General features: G+C 42.2%; 18 protein-coding genes. 10 read left to right on the top strand and 8 right to left on the bottom strand.

Features of this window, described 5'->3' with window-relative positions:
* Nucleotides 1-79: 79 nt before the first annotated feature.
* The 3 genes from sthA to ppsR form a co-directional block, all read right to left on the bottom strand.
* Complete coding sequence (gene sthA / locus FQV37_RS01135; protein ID WP_057759390.1) at nt 80-1,729, bottom strand: Si-specific NAD(P)(+) transhydrogenase; 1,650 nt, start codon at nt 1,727-1,729, stop codon at nt 80-82.
* A 100-nt stretch (nt 1,730-1,829) separates the two neighbouring features.
* A complete protein-coding gene (locus FQV37_RS01130) occupies nt 1,830-2,231 on the bottom strand; it encodes a DUF4377 domain-containing protein (RefSeq protein WP_101205439.1) in 402 nt (133 codons plus the stop codon).
* Between the two features lie 129 nt (nt 2,232-2,360).
* Entirely contained in the window at nt 2,361-3,257 is an 897-nt protein-coding gene (gene ppsR, locus FQV37_RS01125; protein ID WP_160020939.1) for a posphoenolpyruvate synthetase regulatory kinase/phosphorylase PpsR, read from the bottom strand.
* Between the two features lie 690 nt (nt 3,258-3,947).
* Here ppsR and ppsA point away from each other — a divergent pair.
* The 8 genes from ppsA (at nt 3,948) to FQV37_RS01085 (ending at nt 12,569) form a co-directional block, all read left to right on the top strand.
* Nucleotides 3,948-6,332, top strand: a complete 2,385-nt coding sequence (gene ppsA, locus FQV37_RS01120) for a phosphoenolpyruvate synthase (RefSeq protein ID WP_160020938.1) — start codon at nt 3,948-3,950, stop codon at nt 6,330-6,332.
* 114 nt (nt 6,333-6,446) lie between these two features.
* Nucleotides 6,447-7,427, top strand: a complete 981-nt coding sequence (locus tag FQV37_RS01115; protein WP_102094898.1) for an RDD family protein — start codon at nt 6,447-6,449, stop codon at nt 7,425-7,427.
* 295 nt (nt 7,428-7,722) lie between these two features.
* Nucleotides 7,723-8,127, top strand: a complete 405-nt coding sequence (gene rpsF, locus FQV37_RS01110; RefSeq protein WP_101205443.1) for a 30S ribosomal protein S6 — start codon at nt 7,723-7,725, stop codon at nt 8,125-8,127.
* 16 nt (nt 8,128-8,143) lie between these two features.
* Nucleotides 8,144-8,374, top strand: coding sequence for a 30S ribosomal protein S18 (rpsR, locus tag FQV37_RS01105; protein WP_010198808.1), 231 nt, complete (start codon nt 8,144-8,146; stop codon nt 8,372-8,374).
* A gap of 20 nt (nt 8,375-8,394) precedes the next feature.
* Nucleotides 8,395-8,901 (top strand): 50S ribosomal protein L9, encoded by a 507-nt coding sequence (gene rplI / locus FQV37_RS01100; protein ID WP_102094899.1) that lies wholly within the window; start codon nt 8,395-8,397, stop codon nt 8,899-8,901.
* A 354-nt stretch (nt 8,902-9,255) separates the two neighbouring features.
* A complete protein-coding gene (locus FQV37_RS01095) occupies nt 9,256-9,495 on the top strand; it encodes a hypothetical protein (protein WP_101205444.1) in 240 nt (79 codons plus the stop codon).
* Between the two features lie 469 nt (nt 9,496-9,964).
* A complete protein-coding gene (locus FQV37_RS01090) occupies nt 9,965-11,320 on the top strand; it encodes a GntP family permease (protein ID WP_102094900.1) in 1,356 nt (451 codons plus the stop codon).
* A 112-nt stretch (nt 11,321-11,432) separates the two neighbouring features.
* Nucleotides 11,433-12,569, top strand: coding sequence for a glycerate kinase (locus tag FQV37_RS01085; RefSeq protein ID WP_160020937.1), 1,137 nt, complete (start codon nt 11,433-11,435; stop codon nt 12,567-12,569).
* Nucleotides 12,570-12,680: 111 nt separating this feature from the next.
* On the opposite strand, the gene FQV37_RS14185 is transcribed toward FQV37_RS01085, so the two are convergent.
* Together FQV37_RS14185 and FQV37_RS14180 are read right to left on the bottom strand one after the other, a co-directional pair.
* Nucleotides 12,681-13,223, bottom strand: a complete 543-nt coding sequence (locus FQV37_RS14185; protein WP_240990905.1) for a substrate-binding domain-containing protein — start codon at nt 13,221-13,223, stop codon at nt 12,681-12,683.
* On the bottom strand, nt 13,193-13,549 hold the full coding sequence (locus tag FQV37_RS14180) for a LysR family transcriptional regulator (protein ID WP_240990904.1): 357 nt from the start codon (nt 13,547-13,549) through the stop codon (nt 13,193-13,195). Before FQV37_RS14180 ends, FQV37_RS14185 begins: the two co-directional genes overlap by 31 nt.
* Before the next feature lie 108 nt (nt 13,550-13,657).
* On the opposite strand from FQV37_RS14180, the gene FQV37_RS01075 reads away from it, so the two are divergent.
* Together FQV37_RS01075 and FQV37_RS14280 are read left to right on the top strand one after the other, a co-directional pair.
* Nucleotides 13,658-14,158: a lactoylglutathione lyase family protein gene (locus FQV37_RS01075; RefSeq protein WP_101205448.1), complete on the top strand. Its 501-nt coding sequence runs from the start codon at nt 13,658-13,660 to the stop codon at nt 14,156-14,158.
* A 292-nt stretch (nt 14,159-14,450) separates the two neighbouring features.
* Entirely contained in the window at nt 14,451-14,576 is a 126-nt protein-coding gene (locus tag FQV37_RS14280; protein ID WP_277342670.1) for a hypothetical protein, read from the top strand.
* 187 nt (nt 14,577-14,763) lie between these two features.
* Here the strand turns inward: FQV37_RS14280 and FQV37_RS01065 are convergent, their stop codons facing one another.
* The 3 genes from FQV37_RS01065 to FQV37_RS01055 form a co-directional block, all read right to left on the bottom strand.
* Complete coding sequence (locus tag FQV37_RS01065) at nt 14,764-15,102, bottom strand: RidA family protein (RefSeq protein WP_055124581.1); 339 nt, start codon at nt 15,100-15,102, stop codon at nt 14,764-14,766.
* Between the two features lie 57 nt (nt 15,103-15,159).
* Nucleotides 15,160-16,407, bottom strand: a complete 1,248-nt coding sequence (locus FQV37_RS01060) for an NAD(P)/FAD-dependent oxidoreductase (RefSeq protein ID WP_160020936.1) — start codon at nt 16,405-16,407, stop codon at nt 15,160-15,162.
* Nucleotides 16,408-16,671: 264 nt separating this feature from the next.
* Nucleotides 16,672-18,870 (bottom strand): ATP-dependent helicase, encoded by a 2,199-nt coding sequence (locus FQV37_RS01055; RefSeq protein ID WP_160020935.1) that lies wholly within the window; start codon nt 18,868-18,870, stop codon nt 16,672-16,674.
* Nucleotides 18,871-19,056 lie beyond the last annotated feature (186 nt).

Here is a 19,056-nt window from a genome sequence, read left to right as displayed (position 1 = left end):
GAAGTCTATGAGCATAAAAAAACGCCTACTAATAATAGTAGGCGCTCTTTTTATTTATACGATATAAATAGACAATGGTTTAAAACACTCGGTTCAAACCATTCAATGCCGCCACACGATATGCTTCTGCCATCGTTGGATAGTTGAAAGTCGTATTTACAAAGTACTCAAGCGTATTGTTGCTCTTACACTTCATCACGGCTTGACCGATATGGATAATCTCTGAAGCGTGGTTACCGTAGCAATGGATGCCTAGAATTTCTAAGGTATCACGATGGAACAATATCTTTAATACGCCCGAACGTTCACCGATAATTTGGGCACGTGCCAAATGCTTAAAGAACGCCTGACCCACTTCATACGGAACTTTTTCATCCGTGAGCTCTTGCTCTGTCTTACCGATACAAGAGATTTCAGGAATCGTATAAATACCAGTCGGCACACTAGATACTGGCTCAGCATCACTATCACCAACCATAAAGGCAGCAGCACAGCGGCCTTGGTCATAGGCAGCAGAAGCTAGTGATGGCCAACCGATTACGTCACCAGCAGCATAGATATTGTCGACGTCCGTACAGTAAGTGTCATCTACTTTTAACTGACCACGGCCATTTGCTTTTAGCCCAATGGCTTCTAAATTCAGGCCCTCTGTATTACCTGAGCGACCATTTGACCAAAGAATGGCATCAGATTTGATGCGCTTGCCACTCTTTAAGTGCAAGACCACATAATCATCATGAGTCTCAAGATGATCAATCTCTTCATTACTACGGATAAGCACACCGAACTGTCTAAAGTCATGCGCGATGGCATCACTGATTTCGCTGTCTAAGTAATTAAGCAATTGATCTTGGTTATTGATCAAATCAACTTTGTAGCCAAGACCAGTAAAGATAGACGCGTACTCACAACCAATCACCCCTGCACCATAAATGATAATTTTTTTAACCACATAATCCATTTGCAAGATTTTGTCAGAGTCAAAAACGCGTGGATGGTTAAAGTCTAAAATCTCAGGACGGTAAGGACGACTACCGACAGTGATGATGGCTTTATTAAAAGTGATGGTTTCATACACATTTTCATCGACTTCAATACGTAGCGTATGAGCGTCAATGAAACTTGCCCAGCCTTGGATGACTTCGATACGGTTGCGCTCATAAAAACGTGTGTGGGTACTGACTTGACGACGGATAACTTGACGCGCCTTGGCCAGTACTTCATTTAGCGGTACTTGCTTATATTCCATCGCCTTGGTAAACATTGGATCGCGGCGGAAGTTAATCAAGTTAAATACAGATTGGCGTAGTGCTTTACTTGGAATCGTACCGACGTGAGTAGAGTTACCGCCTACTTGATCACGTGGATCGACGACGACAACTCTTTTACCAGATTTAGTCAGCTTCATAGCAGCGGCTTCACCAGCAGGCCCCGCCCCTAAAACAACGGCATCATACTCATACTCATGGTCGTCACTTTTTAGACGACGAGAGTCTTTGGTAAAGCCAGACTTAATATCGATTCGTGTGTCATCGAGCGGATTCACTAAGTCAGGATGATGCATGACATCATCAGTCACTTGCTCGTGAGTCTGCTCTATCTTTTCTTTTTTGTTCTTACCTTCGGTATGTTCAGGGCTTGGCACGTGTCCGCTAGATTTATTTGATACTTCGGTATGAATATCTTTACCAGTATCATTGGTCTCGTCGCTTGCACTTTTACTTACCATGATGTCCTCTTTATATTTATTTATCGAGTAAATGTTTGAGATATAAATGAATCAATATGTAGCTGAGTTAGTATCATGTAGATAAATGAATACCGCCCTACTAAGGCATGCCCACCATACGTTGTGACAATATGTTTTGCAATGTCCAATGACCAGTGGCGCTCTGTTGCCCTTCATCAATCTGCGGGCGGGCGCTAATAATGTACTCTGTACCAAGGGTTGGTTTGAAGTCATCGATCCAGTCGTAAGGAATCTGAAACACGCTACCGTCTTTAGACTTAGCAAGTAGGCACTGCATTGGCAATTCTGAAGCACAAGCTACACGGTTTGGCATGACGGTCAGTGTTTGCGCCTCTCCCAATACAATACTTGGAATATAGCGCGGCTCAGGTACTGGATCCTTTGCAAATGGTGATGTTTGACAAGCACTCAGTAAAGTCGCTGCACTGATTAAACCTGCCAGCAACAACGATGGCTTTATAGATTGATAGGCTGAAATCATAATATTCTCTATATGATAATTATCTAGGATGAAATGATGTATGTTTATTAGTGTTTTTTGCACATTTATTAGAGCTGACTGAACACTTATTGATACCGATTGAACAGATACTGTTTAAGCTGACATTCATTATCCAATACGGCGTTTGAGACCTGTCATCTGCAAAATACGTGTGGCAATCTCTTCAACAGACATCTCTGATACGTCTAAGCTTGGGATACCGTGCGTGATATAAATACCCTGAATCGCGCGCTGTTCTTGCTGGCATTGCTGATAACTAGAATAACGACTGCCTGCACGGCGCTCTTGACGGATTTTTACCAAGCGATCGGTATCAATGAGCAAACCAAATAATTTGTCTTTGTGCTCACGTAATGCTTTCGGCAACTGATTGTCGTACAAATCATCTTCAGTCAAAGGATAGTTAGCCGCTCGAATACCGAATTGTAATGCTAAATATAAAGAAGTCGGCGTCTTACCTGAGCGTGATACACCCACCAAAATAATATCTGCGGCATTATAGTGACGAGTACGCGCACCATCGTCATTGTCTAAGGCGAAATGCACTGCATCGATACGCTCTTTATAAGTTTCAGAGTCGACATCATCATGTGCGTGCCCTGAATGACCATCTGGCTCCACACCTGTCTCTTCTGCAACACGGCCAATCAGACCCTCATACATATCTAAATTACAGCTATGCGCTGAGTTAATCTTTTCGCGAATTTCAGGATTGACAATCGTATCGAAAACCAATGGCAACGACCCATCGCGCTGATACGCCATATTGATTTGTTCAACCGCATCTTCTGCACGCTCTAAGCTATCAACGTATGGCAATACTCTTGTTTCAAAAGGAACCGAGGCAAACTGACTCAAAATAGCGCGTCCAAGTGTCTCAGCCGTAATGGCTGTGCCATCTGAGATAAAAAACGCCGTTCTAATGGCTTGTGAGCTGTCCAAGTTTAGCGCATGGCGATTTTGGATAGTGGACTTAATTTGTTCAGATGGATTGCTTGAGTACATATCGTTGACACCTCGGTTGAAAACTCAATAGTGACCTTCATTTAGTTTTTGGTATAGATCTTAGTAATAATTCAGACTTAGCAAACGTTTAGCAGTTATTGACTATTAATAGCGTGAATTTTACTCGGCTTTTTATAGTTACCTTTATAACTCGTATAACTAGGTTTTATAACTGCCTTCTTAAAACGAGCATTTTTCAGCACCTATACCGCACATTTATCATGCAATGTGCATCAACTATCTATGCGCTACATTATACGCATATTAGCCTCTTAATAGAAATCAATGTTACAGGCGTACACTTAGCACCAACATTGTCTTTCAACTTGTCATCATAGTTAATTCACTTCTCATTAAGGCGTTTTTTATGCTTCTTCTATTATGCTTTTTTTATACAGATACATAAGATTGAAACATAAATTATGGAAATACTCTAAATGTGGCTTATTTGAATACGTTTATTTTATGCAGTAATTGCTTTTATAAGCGCATAACATCGTCACTAACAATGATATTTTTCATCCTAGTAAATACGAAACTTGATTAGACTGGCCCTAATTTATGTAGCAAACCCCACAATTTGTATATTTTTAACAAGTTTTTTGGTGAAAACCCTCGAAATTGTCCTAATATGGCGGTATAATTCACCGTTATAATCTTTACTAAATAACCTTATTTTCTGGAGTTATCATGGCAGCGCAATCTACAGCACTTGTAATCAATCTTGATCAGCTAGGAAAAGACGACATCGAAATGGTTGGTGGTAAGAACGCTTCGCTTGGCGAAATGATCAGCCATCTTTCTGATTTAGGTGTTAGTGTTCCAGGCGGCTTTGCCACCACTTCAAATGCATTCAACCGCTTTTTGACTGAAACCGGCTTGCTTGACAAAATCAACAGCGAGCTAAAAACACTAGACGTAAATGATGTTAATAAGCTTGCGGCTACTGGTAAAAAGATTCGTACTTGGATTATTGAACAAGAACTGCCAAAAGATCTTGAGCAAGAAGTACGTCAATCATTTGAAACCATGAGTGGCGGCGAAGACATTGCTGTTGCTGTACGTTCTTCTGCCACTGCTGAAGATTTGCCAGATGCGTCATTTGCTGGTCAACAAGAAACCTTCTTGAACATTCGCGGTATTGATAACGTCCTAATTGCTATTAAAGAAGTATTTGCCTCTCTATACAACGACCGTGCAATCTCTTACCGTGTACACAAAGGTTTTGAGCACGAAGGCGTTGCACTATCTGCTGCCGTACAGCGTATGGTACGTTCAGAGACTGGTGCTGCTGGTGTTATGTTCACGCTAGATACCGAAAGTGGCTTTGATCAAGTGGTATTCATCACCTCAAGCTACGGCCTAGGTGAAATGGTTGTACAGGGTGCAGTTAACCCAGATGAGTTCTATATCTCTAAAAAATTACTAGCCAATGGCAAACCGTCAGTTATTCGTCGTAACCTAGGTAGCAAGCATAAGAAAATGGTTTATGGTGATGAAGGTAGTACCGCTAAATCAGTTAAAACTGTCGACGTTGAAAAACAAGATCGTATGCAGTTCTCTCTATCTACTGAAGAGCTAACCTCACTTGCCAAACAAGCGGTAACGATCGAACAGCATTATGGCCAAGCGATGGACATCGAGTGGGCAAAAGACGGCGATACTAACGAAATCTTTATCGTTCAAGCACGTCCTGAGACTGTTAAGAGCCGTCAAGACAGCAACGTAATGGAGCGTTATGTCATCGACACGACTGGCGCAAAAGTATTATGTGAAGGTCGTTCAATCGGTCAGCGTATCGGTTCAGGTAAAGTGCGTATCGTTAGCAACCTAAACGAGATGGACAAAGTAGAAGAAGGCGACGTACTCGTATCAGACATGACTGATCCGGATTGGGAACCAGTTATGAAGCGCGCTTCTGCTATCATCACCAACCGTGGTGGTCGTACCTGTCACGCTGCTATTATCGCGCGTGAGCTAGGTGTGCCAGCTATCGTTGGTTGTGGTAACGCAACTGAGCTATTGGTTGATGGTCAAGACGTAACTGCTTCTTGTGCTGAAGGCGACACTGGTTTCATCTACGAAAGCCAGATTGATTTTGAAGTACAGACTAACTCTGTTGAATCTATGCCAGAGCTAGCATTCAAAGTGATGATGAACGTTGGTAACCCAGATCGCGCATTCTCATTTACCCAAATGCCAAACGAAGGTATTGGTCTTGCACGTCTAGAGTTCATCATCAACCGTATGATTGGTGTGCATCCAAAAGCCTTGCTAAACATGAACAGCTTGCCACGTGAAATTGCGCAAGCAATCCAAGAGCGTATCGCAGGCTATGCATCACCTGTTGACTTCTATGTTGATAAATTGGTCGAAGGTATCTCAACGCTAGCTGTTGCCTTTATGGATCAGCCTGTTATCGTTCGTATGTCAGATTTCAAATCAAACGAATACGCTAACCTGCTTGGTGGTAAGCTGTACGAGCCATCAGAAGAGAACCCAATGCTTGGTTTCCGCGGCGCTAGCCGTTATGTGTCTGATAACTTCCGTGACTGTTTTGAGCTTGAGTGTAAAGCGCTAAAACGTGTTCGTGATGAGATGGGCTTGACCAACGTTGAGATTATGATTCCATTCGTCCGCACCACTGGCGAAGCGGCACAAGTGATCGAATTACTTGAGAAAAATGGTCTAAAACGTGGCGAGAATGGTCTACGCGTCATCATGATGTGTGAACTACCAACCAACGCCTTATTAGCAGAAGAATTCCTAGAGTACTTTGATGGTTTCTCAATCGGTTCTAACGATTTGACTCAGTTAACGCTTGGTCTTGACCGTGATTCAGGTATCGTCTCACATCTATTTGATGAGCGTGATCCTGCTGTTAAGAAACTATTATCTATGGCTATCGAAGCCTGCCGTAAACAAAACAAATACGTCGGCATCTGTGGTCAAGGTCCATCAGACCATCCAGATCTAGCGTTCTGGCTAATGGAGCAAGGTATCAGCTCAGTGTCATTGAACCCTGACTCAGTATTAGATACTTGGTTCTTCTTAGCTGGTGAAGAAGCGAAGTAAACCGCTACGTTTAGTCACAGCGGTCATTCACACAGTCATTAAAGATACCACTATTAGGGTCTATTTGATTTTTTCAAATAGACCCTAATATAATGTCCTAAGACATGACTAACTATGCAGGCAATTATGCAGATTTTCCTTGCTCGAAATAACGTACAAGCTGGCCCATATCAGTTGGAGCAGCTGAACATCATGCTGGCATCTGGCGAAGTATTGCTTGATGATTTGATGTGGCATGAAGGCTTAGCTCAGTGGCAGCGCGTAGGTGATCTTACCAATAACCAAACGGTGTATCGCCCGACCAGTGCTAACACGCCTGAAGTAAACGACTCTATCATCAATAACGTGACCGTCTTCCCTGAAGGTACCAATAAAGCGAAAGATGATAAGTCAGTATCGTTAGACAGACTATATGGCAAGCCTGAACGTCCTAAAAACGTGAAAGCTGACATGACGACCAATCGTCATCAAACGCCGCACAACAATGTTTCATTAAACAAGTCTACTCTCAAAAAGGCTGTTGCAGACAATGATAAAGTCGTCGGCAACGTGGTACTTGCGCCAATCATGTCACGCGTATTGGCGACTGCATTGAATGGCCTACTTTATATATTGGCTATACTGCCGCTAGTAATGGCATTGACTAAGATGGATGTGGACTATACCAAGTTCCAAAACATTCAAGACATGGACGCCGCCTATCAATATTCAATGACGCTCATGGAAAGTCTTCCTAGTAGCACATTGATGATGTCACAGGTGATGGTCTTTGGGCTATTTGCCTTACAATTGGTATTTATTACCATGCGTGGTCAATCGCTAGGCAAGCTGATCACTGGTATTCGTGTTGTAGATCAAACCACGCATCGACTGCCTTCGTTCATTAAATTGATCGGTACACGTACGTTATTGTTATTTATTATCTATAACTTACTGTTTTCGTTTACCAGCTTTTTAGGCTTTGTGATTATTGCTATCCATTATTACATGGCATCTAAAAGCCCTGAAAACATTGGTTGGCATGACAAACTTGCCAAAACCTTAGTGGTCAAAGCAGACAGTAGCCAATTGGTAAAAAAATCAAAACCTGAATGAATAACAGTATTTTAATTTAGTTATTGGTTTTATAGCTCGTTATACTTAAAAAAGCTGCGTACTATCGCGGCTTTTTTATTTAGCAAAGCTTATTTAGCCTCTTTTTATATTTTATTGGCAGTAGCTTGGTGATTAACCTTTGTGTTAGTTGCCGAGTACTGTTATAATACGGCGCTTTATAAACTAAGCTTATTCTTGATTGTTTTTTATAAAATATGACTAGAATTGGGCTTACCTTATAAATCTCCTTGCTATTAACATAGGGTTAATAGCTACTAATCCGTAAGGAGTCATAATGCGACATTACGAACTGGTGTTACTTGTACACCCAGACCAAAGCGACCAAGTGGTCGGCATGGTTGAGCGCTACATCAAGTTAGTTCAAGACAACAACGGTGTTATCCATCGTCTAGAAGATTGGGGCCGTCGTCAACTGGCTTATCCAATCAACAAGATTCACAAAGCTCATTACGTTCTTTTCAACATTGAAACTGACGGTGAAACTTTAGCTGAACTTGAAGAATTATTCCGTTATAACGACGCGATCATTCGTAGTCTAGTTATGCGCCGTGACGAAGCTGTCACTGAAGAGTCGCAGTTAGCCAAGAATGCCGATGAAAAACGCGCACGCAAAGCAACTACTCGTCGTCCAGACAATCGTGAAAACGATAATGACGACAACGACAACAGTGAAGACTAATTAAAGGAGAATACTCATGGCACGTTTCTATCGCCGTCGCAAATTCTGCCGTTTCACTGCTGAAGGCATCACTCACATCGACTATAAAGATGTTGAATTGCTAAAACAGTACATTAGTGATAATGGTAAAATCGTACCAAGCCGTATTACTGGTACATCTACTAAATATCAGCGTCAATTAGCGACTGCTATCAAGCAAGCTCGTTACTTATCGCTACTTCCATACACTGATAACCATCAAGGTTAACCGCTAACTAGGAATGACTCATGCAAATTATTTTGTTACAGCGTATCGTCAACCTTGGTAAACTCGGTGAAACTGTCGATGTAAAACCAGGTTACGGACGTAACTTTCTTATCCCTCAGGGCAAAGCGTTACCTGCGACTAAAGCTAACATCGAAAAGTTCGAAGCACGTCGTGCTGAACTTGAAGCTGAAGAAGCAAAAGAGATCGCTGTTGCTCAAGAGCGTGCTGATGCATTGACTGACGTTAATGTTATCATGCGTGCTAAATCAGGTGACGAAGGCAAGCTATTCGGCTCTATCGGTACTCGCGATATCGCTGAAGCATTGACTAACTCAGGTCTAGAAGTAGACCGTGCTGAAATCAAGCTACCTGAAGGCACTCTACGTCAAGTTGGCGAATACAATGTTGATATTCAGCTACACCATGACGTTACTGCTAGCATCTTAGTTACTATTCTTTCTGAAGATGGTAACAACGAAGATTCAGCTGAAGAAGAAGCTGCTGAAGAAGACTATTCTGAAGAGTAATCTTCTATATAGTTAGACTCAGTCTGCAAAAAGCCAGCAACTTAGGTTGCTGGCTTTTTTACGTGCGTCCTTTTTGACATTAGAGTTTATATATTTAGACAATTTATAACGCTAACTTGCACTCCTTTATCTCGACAAATTAGGATTTTATATATTCCTAAACAGCTTAGGATTCTCAAAAAATCTATTGCTATGATAGCGGTGTTATCTATGCAATATTGTAGTAACTAAATGCAACAATTGCCTTAAAAACGCTATACCAAACAACAAGATACTGCCTATATAATCATCTTTATTACTATTAGCAGAATTGATAATCTACTGCTATCTAATGTACTAATTGGGCGCAAGAATATGAAAGAAAATCATAACATTCATACCAATGACAAGCTTATCTGTACTCAAGGTAATGCATACTACTCCGAAGGTGAGGTGTATACAGTTGGCAGAATAGTCAATGACAAATACTTTCAGCTGCTGACCAGTGGCAATGATGATCATTGGTATGCCACGTTGGATGATCAAGGCATTTACGTCAGCTTTGATACTGCAACTGCTACCAATAACAAAGCTTTTTTTGATAAGATTGCCTAACTGTCAATCAGGGCACTCCTTAGAATACCTATTCTAAAAATAATCATTACTCAGGTAGGTAAATATTGTTTAGACAAAAACTGGTCATTATAGATGGCCAGTTTTTTTTGGTTTGAAGTATTAGCAATTGCTAGTTATACAAGTATTTCCACACACGTCTTCGACGTTTTCTTACTGATTTCCGTCATTTTAAAATTAAGTATCTCTCAATTTTTTGTCAACAGCGCCAACTATTTAACGAATCTATTTCCTAGCGGCGTCTATTTGCTATAAAATATGCCCCTTTAAAATTTCGTATCGTTAGTGATGCAGATAGTTGGTCCAATATCGTTTAAATGTAGATATGGTAAAAGCACTTACAAGCACTACGCAAAGTAGAATTAGCAAGCTATATACCGTGTTTAATCTCGATATAATTGGCTGTATTGCATTGGTAATCGATTAAGATATAAACCATATTGAGACAGTGATGATTGTATTTTGGCTTGTGCTGACCATTCTTTTTATTATTTTCGCTACCGCAAAATTAAAGTGGCATCCTTTTTTAGTATTAATCTTGTCCGCTTTCTTGGTTGCGCTATTTTATCAAGTACCACTTAACACGGTCGCCAAAACGATCTCTGATGGTTTCGGTGGTATCTTAGGCTATATCGGTCTTGTGATTGTATTTGGTACGATTATTGGCTTAATCCTTGAAAAAACGGGTGCTGCTATCGTAATGGCAGAGTCAGTTATCAAAGTATTGGGGCCACGCTTCCCTACTTTGACCATGTCTATCGTCGGTGCAGTCGTTTCTATACCTGTATTTTGTGATTCTGGCTATATTATCTTGAACTCTCTAAAAGAGTCTTTGGCTGAGCGCCTACATGTATCAAGTGTCGCGATGAGTATTGCTTTGGCCACTGGTCTATACGCTACCCATACCTTTGTCCCGCCTACGCCAGGCCCAATCGCAGCGGCAGGTAACTTAGGTCTAGAGTCAAACTTAGGCTTGGTCATTATGGTCGGTGTGGTGGTGACAGCAGTTGCTGTACTGGCTGGTTGGTGGTGGTCTAATCGCTTTCTTAACGCTACTCCTGATAATATCAATGCGGTAGATGCTCCAGCAGCAATGCCTGAAGGAATGAAAACTCGTGATGATTACAGTCACTTGCCTTCAGCGACAATGGCTTTCCTACCGATTATCGTTCCTATCATATTAATCTGCCTGTCTTCGGTTGCTAATTTCCCAAGCGCACCATTTGGCAGTAGCATGGTAGCGGAGATTTTGATATTCATTGGTAACCCATTGACTGCGTTACTTATCGGTTTATTCTTATCATTTTTCTTAATTAAATCAAGCAAAAAAACGCAAGAAATCAGCGATAGTATCTCGCAAGGTTTGGTAGTAGCTGCCCCTATCCTATTGATCACTGGTGCTGGTGGCGCGTTTGGTGCGATGCTAAAAGTTACGCCGATCGGTGACTACCTAGGTTCGACGCTATCTGCTTTGGGTTTAGGTATCTTCATGCCATTTATCGTCTCTGCTGCGCTAAAAACAGCACAAGGCTCAACCACAGTCGCATTGGTTACTACTTCTGCTATGGTTGCCCCACTATTGAGTCAGATCGGCCTAGACAGTGAGCTTGGACGCGTGTTCTGCGTGATGGCAATTGGTGCTGGTGCCATGACCATCTCACATGCCAATGACAGCTTCTTTTGGATTGTTAGCCAGTTTAGTCGTATGAGCGTGGCACAAGCGTACAAAGCTCATTCAATGGCCACTGGTATCCAAGGTGTGACTAGCATCGTATTTATCTGGTTGTTGACCCTAGTATTTATCTAGTTCATGAGATTGGGTATTTATACAGACGTTTATTTGATTATTACTAAGTAAACGTTTTAAAACATGACACTATCGCAATGATCGTGTCATTAAGATATTCAAAGAGAGCCGTATGAAAATTTTGATCGCCCCTGACTCGTTTAAAGAAAGTTTAGAAGCACTGGACGTGTGCCATGCCATTCAATCTGGCTTTAGCCAAGTGTTTCCAGATGCTGACTATAAGCTGTTGCCAATGGCCGATGGCGGTGAAGGTACCTCAGCGGTATTGTCTTATGTATTGGGCGGGCGCTGGAAAGAAGTCAGAGTACATGACCCATTGATGAGACCGATTACGGCAAAGTATCTGTTATTGCCTGACGCGACTGCTGTTATCGAAGTGGCTCAAGCCTGCGGATTGCACCTACTGACAGCTGATGAGCGTAATCCCGTTATTGCGAGTAGTTATGGTGTTGGGGAGCTGATCGAAGATGCGTTAGAAGAAGGTGCTAAGCGTATCGTCATTGGTCTGGGTGGTAGCGCAACCAATGATGCAGGACTTGGTATGCTAATGGCGTTAGGCATAACATTTCATGACATCAATGATAGCCTACTCACTCATGGTGGTGGCGCACTTGCCAGCCTACATAAGCTCGATAATACTAGCCTGCATGCAAGGATATCAGACACGGTATTTGAAGTTGCTTGTGATGTGACCAATCCATTATGCGGTCTGCTGGGTGCAAGCGCAGTGTTTGGGCCACAAAAAGGCGCTTGCCCAGAGCAGGTTAATACTTTGGACAAGGCACTCAGTCACTTTGCGACCATATGTGGACAGCATGGCTATGAAGACTGTCAATACGTTGAAGGCGCTGGCGCTGCTGGCGGTCTTGGCTATGCGATGATGACGTTCTTTCAAGCTCAGCTAAAGTCAGGCTTTGATACGGTTGCCGAAGTGGCTCACCTGTCACAGCATATCGCAGAGGCAGACCTTGTCATCACTGGCGAAGGCAAGCTCGATGCACAAACAGCCATGGGGAAAGTGGCAGGCGGTATCAGCCAAATCGCTAAGGCTAGCCGTACACCTGTCATCGCTATCTGCGGCAGTGTCGATGGACTAAAACCTGCTCAAACCAGTCAGTTCGATGTTGTCATGCCAAGTATCCAAAAAGTAGACACGATTGATAACGTGTTGGGTTCTGCTTATAACAATATTGAGACTACTGCTGCTAATATTGCTGCAAGTATCAAACTTGGGCAGACTTTAAGATAGACGCAATCTTTTATAGTCGCAATCTATCAATGAACCCCTTCTGTTAAACGTACAGCTATCGAGCCTTTTATTAACCCTTTGTTAGCTGTGCATTTATCATTCTCAACATATCTATAGCCATTTTTGCACGTTATCAATGACCGTATGCATTCTATTAGAGAGTACCTGCTGTCGTCTGACTGCCAGATATAGCGTCTCACTAACGGCAACTGGTAAATGATGACTATTAATCAGCTCAGGCTTTGGATAGGCAGCCACTGCATGTGCTGGCAAGACAGTAAAACCTATTCCTCTGCTGACGGGCTCTAGTATCAGGCCAATCTGATTCGAAAATCCTTTTTTCTCGAAATCATTGATATGCTGAAATTGCTCATAATTGGCAGTCAGTAGCATGCCTGCATGATGGGCACCATCTGGATGATCAATAAATCCAAGTTCGATAAGATGCTCCCAGCTAGGCTCTACTGTAGCCGCAGGGGTTACTAGTATCAATGCTTCTTGTGCCATAGGCCTGCAGCTAACTGTTTCATCGTCTGAGATATTTGTCATAAAGCCGATATCAATCTCGTGATTTGCCAGCGCCCGCTCAATATCAGAATTTGGAGCAAAACGGTAATCAATCACTAGTTTTGGATGCTGCTGCTGTAAAGACAAAGCTGCGGATACAGCTTAAGTCCCACACTACCCGGTGACATCAACCGTACCAATCCTTCATAAGGCGGATCTTCACCGATTCGCTGTTCTAAATTTGATAATCGCTGCAGTATCTCGCCTGCTTCTTTATAAAGCTGCTCACCTGCATTGGTCAATGAAAACTGCTTTCCTTGACGAATCAACAAGTCCGTATCTAGTTGCTCTTCTAACTTACTTATGTGTTGGCTCACACCAGACTGCGTCATATATAGACGTTCAGCTGTGCGGGTAAAGTGCCCAACTTCAGCAAGCGTGCAAAAGGTGCGTAACCATGTGATATTTATCATTACGCTTCATAATTATTTATATAATATTTGATAATTTTACATAATGACGGTGCATTTGTATACTGGCTCCACGTTAAAGAAAACGCACATCAAACAGGAGCACAAGCTATGAACAACGTTTATCCAAGAAGCTTTTCGCACATCGGTCTTTCAGTCCCTGACCTAGATGCAGCCGTAAAATTTTATACTGAAGTGATGGGTTGGTACACCATTATGGAACCAACTGAGATTGTCGAAGATGACAGCCCGATTGGTGAGATGTGTACTGAAGTATTCGGTGCAGGTTGGGGCAGCTTCCGTATCGCTCACCTATCTACTGGTGACCGTATCGGTGTTGAGATTTTTGAATTCAAAAATCAAGAAAACCCTGAAAACAACTTTGAATATTGGAAAACAGGCATCTTTCACTTCTGCGTTCAAGATCCAAACGTTGAAGAGTTGGCTGAGCGTATGGTTGCTGCAGGTGGTAAAAAGCGTATGGAAAAACCACGCTACTACTACCCTGGCGAAAAACCTTATCGCATGATCTATATGGAAGACCCGTTCGGCAACATCGTTGAGATATACAGCCACAGCTACGAGCTTATCTATAGCGAAGGCGCATACTAATCTCAAGATACATACAGCTTAGTATAAATTTAAGTTAGTATAGATTTAGATTATATCTGATTGAAAAACCAATAGCGTACTCATCATCTGAGTGCGCTATTTTTTTCGTGAGCTTTCTATGTGCTTCATCTATTGTATAGAATATGAGCCATGCTACTATTTAAAGCGCTTTGTATAACTTTATAAATAGTAGCATTTACCAAACCAACCCATTATCAAGGATGATAAATGACTCAATCTGACATTACTCTAGATAGAGATGACCTTCTGTATGTTTTATAAGCAGCTGGATATGAGTGTCGAAGACGCTTATGACTATGCCAGTGAGGTCATGACTTGCAATATGATGGCAGACGATGTGGGTGAAGGGATTGATGCTTTTATTGAGAAACGCCAAGCGGTATGGAAAGAATGCTAATTCCTATAATAATCATTGTATTGCTTCGCTGACGTTATACGGCGCGTGCTTGGATTAAAAAGCTAGCATATTCCTTTTCAATAATCGAGTTGGCTTATTGCTACGCATAGAAAAGGCCATGATATCGCTATCATGGCCTTCTTTATTTCTATTTAATACATATACTACAGGTACTGCGAGCCGTTTATTACTCAGCAGCGATAGCGATCATCTCAACCAATAGCTCAGGGCGTGCAAGCGCTGATTCGCCACATGCACGCGCTGGTGGCTGAATACCTTCAAACCACTGGTCATAGACTTCATTCATAGCAGCAAAATCCGCCATGTCTTTGATCCAAACGGTGACTGATAGTAGCTTTGATTTATCACTGCCCACTTCTTCTAATAGCGTTTGGATTTTTTCCAAACACGTCAACGTTTGTGCTTTGATATCGTCTTCTGCATTACCGACCTGACCACACAAATAGATCGTCTGGTTATGGATTACCGTTTTGCTCATACGCTGATTGCTATGTAGCTTCTTTATCATGTCTATACCTTTCATTTATTAATTTGAATCTGTGTTTAGTCAGTCAAGTCGCGCTTAGTTAGAAAAACGCTGAGCGCTAAATGGCGCTAAATCGACCAATGCTGGCTTATTATGAATCATCTCTTCAACCAAACGGCCTGTCATTGGTCCCAAAGTGAAGCCTTGATGGCTGTGACCAAATGCGAACCAGAGCTTGTCATGCTTATCAGCAGGACCGATGACGGGCTTCATGTCAGGCATACAAGGACGCGATCCTGCCCATGCTTCACTCTCAACCGCATCTTCTAATGGCAAAATTTTTCTTGCAAGCTTCAATACCGTTTGTAATTGACCAAAGTTCTTTGGCGCATTCATGGTAGTCATCTCAGCGCCCGTAGTGATACGGATACCCTGCTGCATCGGCCCCATGACAAACCCTTTATCCATATCAAACATACTATGATGGATTGTATTTTTGTCTGTCACTTTGAAATGCTGATGATAGCCACGCATTGGGAACAATGGCAGATTGTAACCAAGTGGTCTGATCAAATCATTCGACCAAGGACCTGCTGCGATGACCAATTTATCACTATAGTACGTATCTTTGTCAGTGATGATTTTCCAGCCATCCGCCTCTTTGACGATTTCTTTGACGTCATTTTCTTTGATCGTACCTTGCATGTCTTGGAAGTTTTTTGCATAGGCTTTTACCAGCGAGCTTGGGTTTGATACCTGCCATGAATTCAACCAATGAATAGCACCAACGAAACCGTCAAAATTGGCGCGAGGCTCCATTGCTTTTAGTTGTTCAAGGTTCAATACATTGTGCTCAACCCCTTGATTACGCGCATCAATGGCGGATGCTTGCGCTTCTTTGAAAGTCTCTTCTGAGCGATGCAATTGTAGCCAACCATCACGAGTAATGAGCTCATCAGCACCAGAGGCGCTAATCATGGTTTGGTGCTCACTGGTACAATGCTCAATCAACGTCTGCCACTCAGATTCGATTTTTTTGACTGACGCAGGCGTTGAGTATTTCCAGTACTGTAGCAGCGCTTGGTGATAACGCAGAATAGCTGGAATACGATAACGAATATCAGTACCTTGATTAGGTAATACTCGGATCATCTCTGTCAGCTGACGAGGAAAAGGATGCGTATGAATCGCTTCGCGCTGAATCAAGCCGGCATTACCATATGAGGTCTCTGACCCTGGCAATTTCTTGTCTAAGAGTAATACGTTTGAGTTATTTTTTTGTAGATGCCACGCGATTGACGTGCCAACCATACCTGCACCGATAACGATCACTTCGTAGCGCATAACCTATCCTTTTCTTAGGGTGTTAATACAGAGTATCAAATATAAAGGTCTTACCAAATTAGGTGGTCATAGTAACGCATTGGGATAAATTTTAAACCCTTATTTGAAAAATATTTTTGCTATTAACTACTTTTGGCTATACATTTATTTGTAGGTGATTTTCAGAAGGAATAGTTGGCGTATCAAGCCATTATTGGACGACCAAAATCCGCAAAATACACACTAAAACCCAGTATGATAGATACCATCAATATCCTCAAAAAATCACCACCATATTGGGTCATCATTTTTCTTGATAGGCGATTTTACCGTCTCTACTGTTACCTCGTCAGCCGATAGCTCCGCAATAAAGCGTGAGGCCATATCAAAGTATCCAGAGTAACTAGAGAAGTAATTCGGCGCGGTCAAATACAGCTGCGTTTTTGCACGACTACAGGCCACATAGAACAGCTTACGCTCTTCTTCTAATGCTTCAAAGTCATCTAATGAACGATGATGCGGCGTGATGCCATCGACCAACGAGTTAACGAACACCACTGGCCATTCAAGCCCCTTAGCACTATGAATGGTTGAGATCGTGACTTTATCATTACTTTGTCCATCGTCAGAGCTTTCCATGACCGCGACTGAGTCATTGGGCGGATCGAGCGCAAGATTTTCTAAAAAGCTATCGAGGCTCGTGTGCTCTGTCGCTAAATTCTTTAGCACCCGGAAGTCCTCGCTACGCTCACGCCAGTTGTCTTCTATCAACTTTAACACAGGGATATAAAACTCAAGAATATGCTCAATGGCTGCCTCAACCGTTTCTGCTTGCTGGGCCTTGGTAAGCGTGTGATATAGAGGCTTTAGCTGATCGCTTTTTTTGGCAAACGATGCTGCCAGTAGCGACTCAAACGCATTATTGTCAGCGGTGATGGCTTGGGTTAAGCGCGTCGCCGTGACTGCTCCTACCCCTTTAAACAAAGTTAAAATACGATGCCAAGCAATCGTATCGTTCGGGTTATAGAGAACTTTGACAAAGGCCAATACGTCTTTGATATGGCGTCTTTCAATAAACTTGATACCGCCCACCACGATGAAGGGAATATTGCGCGCCATAAACTCTAGCTGTACATAATTGGACTGAAAAGACGTGCGGCACAATACCGCAAAGTCGTTATAATCATACTCAGGCTTTAGCGCGACTATCTTATCAGTGATATAACTCGCTTCTTTTGTCTCATCGCTGAGTCGTCGAAATATTGGCTTGTCGCCTGCTATTGGCGCATCAGAATACAGCTGCTTTTGATAGCCTAGCGTGATTTGCGCTGACAACGCGTTGATATAGTTTAGTACCGAAGGTGTACTGCGATAATTTTGCTCAAGCTTGATAAGTTTGGCATTGGGATACGTCTCACCAAATAGCAAAATATTTTCGTAATTAGCACCGCGAAAGGCATAGATGCTTTGATTGTCATCACCAACGACCATTAGTGACACCGAATCAGGCTCACAGATCAAATCGATTAGCTGCTTTTGTGGAATGTTGGTATCTTGATATTCATCAACCATGACATAACGATACGTGTTTTGAAGTCGCTGCCTAAAGGTGTCGTTGGTTTTTAGATGACGTACCACTTGGCTGATGATGTCATCAAAATCGTATAAATGATTGGCGCGCTTATACTCATGAAAATCAATTGCTAATTGCTCGATGATAGGAATATGTACGGCGATATCAGGATAGCTACTTTCTATTAGGTCGCGAATAGGAACGCGTCTGTTTCTAGAGGTTGAAATGATATTTTGCAATGTTTTTTTGCGCGGAAAGGCTTGGGTTTTGGTTTGGGTAGGATACTTTTTTTCTTTATGTACCAAGTCGATAGCATCTTCACTATCACCAGTATCCAAAATGGTAAACCTTGGATTGATACCGAGTAGCCCTGAATATTGTCGTAGCAACATATTGCAAAACGAATGAAAAGTACCACTAGTGATGCTATTTAATGCCTTATCAGTTGGCAGTTTATCATCAGCCAGCTCTTCATCTGATAGCTCTTGATTTGAAAGACTGCTAGCTAGCAAAGATTTCGCTCTATCTTTTATCTCATTCGCGGCTTTACGCGTAAAGGTCAGTAGCAAAACCTCTTTAGGCGACACTCCGTTTTCTAATAGATAACTGGTCCGATAGGTGAGCGTTTTAGTCTTGCCCGAACCTGCACCCGCAATCACCAATACTTTGCCGTCGATCGTAGTCGCGGCCATTAACTGATCAGGATTTAACTCACTGGCATAATCGACCTTTAACCCCAATCCACTATCTAGCCTCTGCTTTAACAACTTAATATTTTTTGTCTCAGCAGTATCAATTAAATTTGCTTCTAGCTTTTTAATAGCCTGCTCAAGTCGAGTCAGTTTAGGCTTCATCTCAAGGAAGTTTTGCGGGTATTTATAGTGGCGTGTGTCAAAAATCGAGGTTGTCATTGTCTAAAATTGCCTTACATTTTATTTTGGCGATATTATCAGCGTATGTCTGACTGCTTATAGCTTTAGAATAAGTATGATTTGCTAAACCTAGCAGAATATCTGTGCTGAATTTACGTGAAGTTCAAGCCCTTATCTGTGCGTGACAGTTTAGCATATTAAAAAATAGGGTTTATCGGCTCACAT

Source organism: Psychrobacter nivimaris, from assembly GCF_009812035.1.
Taxonomy (GTDB): domain Bacteria; phylum Pseudomonadota; class Gammaproteobacteria; order Pseudomonadales; family Moraxellaceae; genus Psychrobacter; species Psychrobacter nivimaris.
The sequence above is the reverse complement of the archived record's forward strand: the minus strand, read 5'-3'. Positions and strand labels throughout refer to the sequence as shown.

Coding starts and splice junctions, on each gene's coding strand:
- FQV37_RS14280 (WP_277342670.1), top strand. CDS start 14,451: ATGAGTGTCGAAGACGCTTATGACTATGCCAGTGAGGTCATGACTTGC.
- FQV37_RS01090 (WP_102094900.1), top strand. CDS start 9,965: ATGATTGTATTTTGGCTTGTGCTGACCATTCTTTTTATTATTTTCGCT.
- rplI (WP_102094899.1), top strand. CDS start 8,395: ATGCAAATTATTTTGTTACAGCGTATCGTCAACCTTGGTAAACTCGGT.
- ppsR (WP_160020939.1), bottom strand. CDS start 3,257: ATGTACTCAAGCAATCCATCTGAACAAATTAAGTCCACTATCCAAAAT.
- FQV37_RS01085 (WP_160020937.1), top strand. CDS start 11,433: ATGAAAATTTTGATCGCCCCTGACTCGTTTAAAGAAAGTTTAGAAGCA.
- FQV37_RS01115 (WP_102094898.1), top strand. CDS start 6,447: ATGCAGGCAATTATGCAGATTTTCCTTGCTCGAAATAACGTACAAGCT.
- FQV37_RS01095 (WP_101205444.1), top strand. CDS start 9,256: ATGAAAGAAAATCATAACATTCATACCAATGACAAGCTTATCTGTACT.
- FQV37_RS01075 (WP_101205448.1), top strand. CDS start 13,658: ATGAACAACGTTTATCCAAGAAGCTTTTCGCACATCGGTCTTTCAGTC.
- rpsF (WP_101205443.1), top strand. CDS start 7,723: ATGCGACATTACGAACTGGTGTTACTTGTACACCCAGACCAAAGCGAC.
- FQV37_RS01060 (WP_160020936.1), bottom strand. CDS start 16,407: ATGCGCTACGAAGTGATCGTTATCGGTGCAGGTATGGTTGGCACGTCA.
- FQV37_RS01055 (WP_160020935.1), bottom strand. CDS start 18,870: ATGACAACCTCGATTTTTGACACACGCCACTATAAATACCCGCAAAAC.
- FQV37_RS01130 (WP_101205439.1), bottom strand. CDS start 2,231: ATGATTTCAGCCTATCAATCTATAAAGCCATCGTTGTTGCTGGCAGGT.
- sthA (WP_057759390.1), bottom strand. CDS start 1,729: ATGGTAAGTAAAAGTGCAAGCGACGAGACCAATGATACTGGTAAAGAT.
- ppsA (WP_160020938.1), top strand. CDS start 3,948: ATGGCAGCGCAATCTACAGCACTTGTAATCAATCTTGATCAGCTAGGA.
- FQV37_RS14180 (WP_240990904.1), bottom strand. CDS start 13,549: ATGATAAATATCACATGGTTACGCACCTTTTGCACGCTTGCTGAAGTT.
- rpsR (WP_010198808.1), top strand. CDS start 8,144: ATGGCACGTTTCTATCGCCGTCGCAAATTCTGCCGTTTCACTGCTGAA.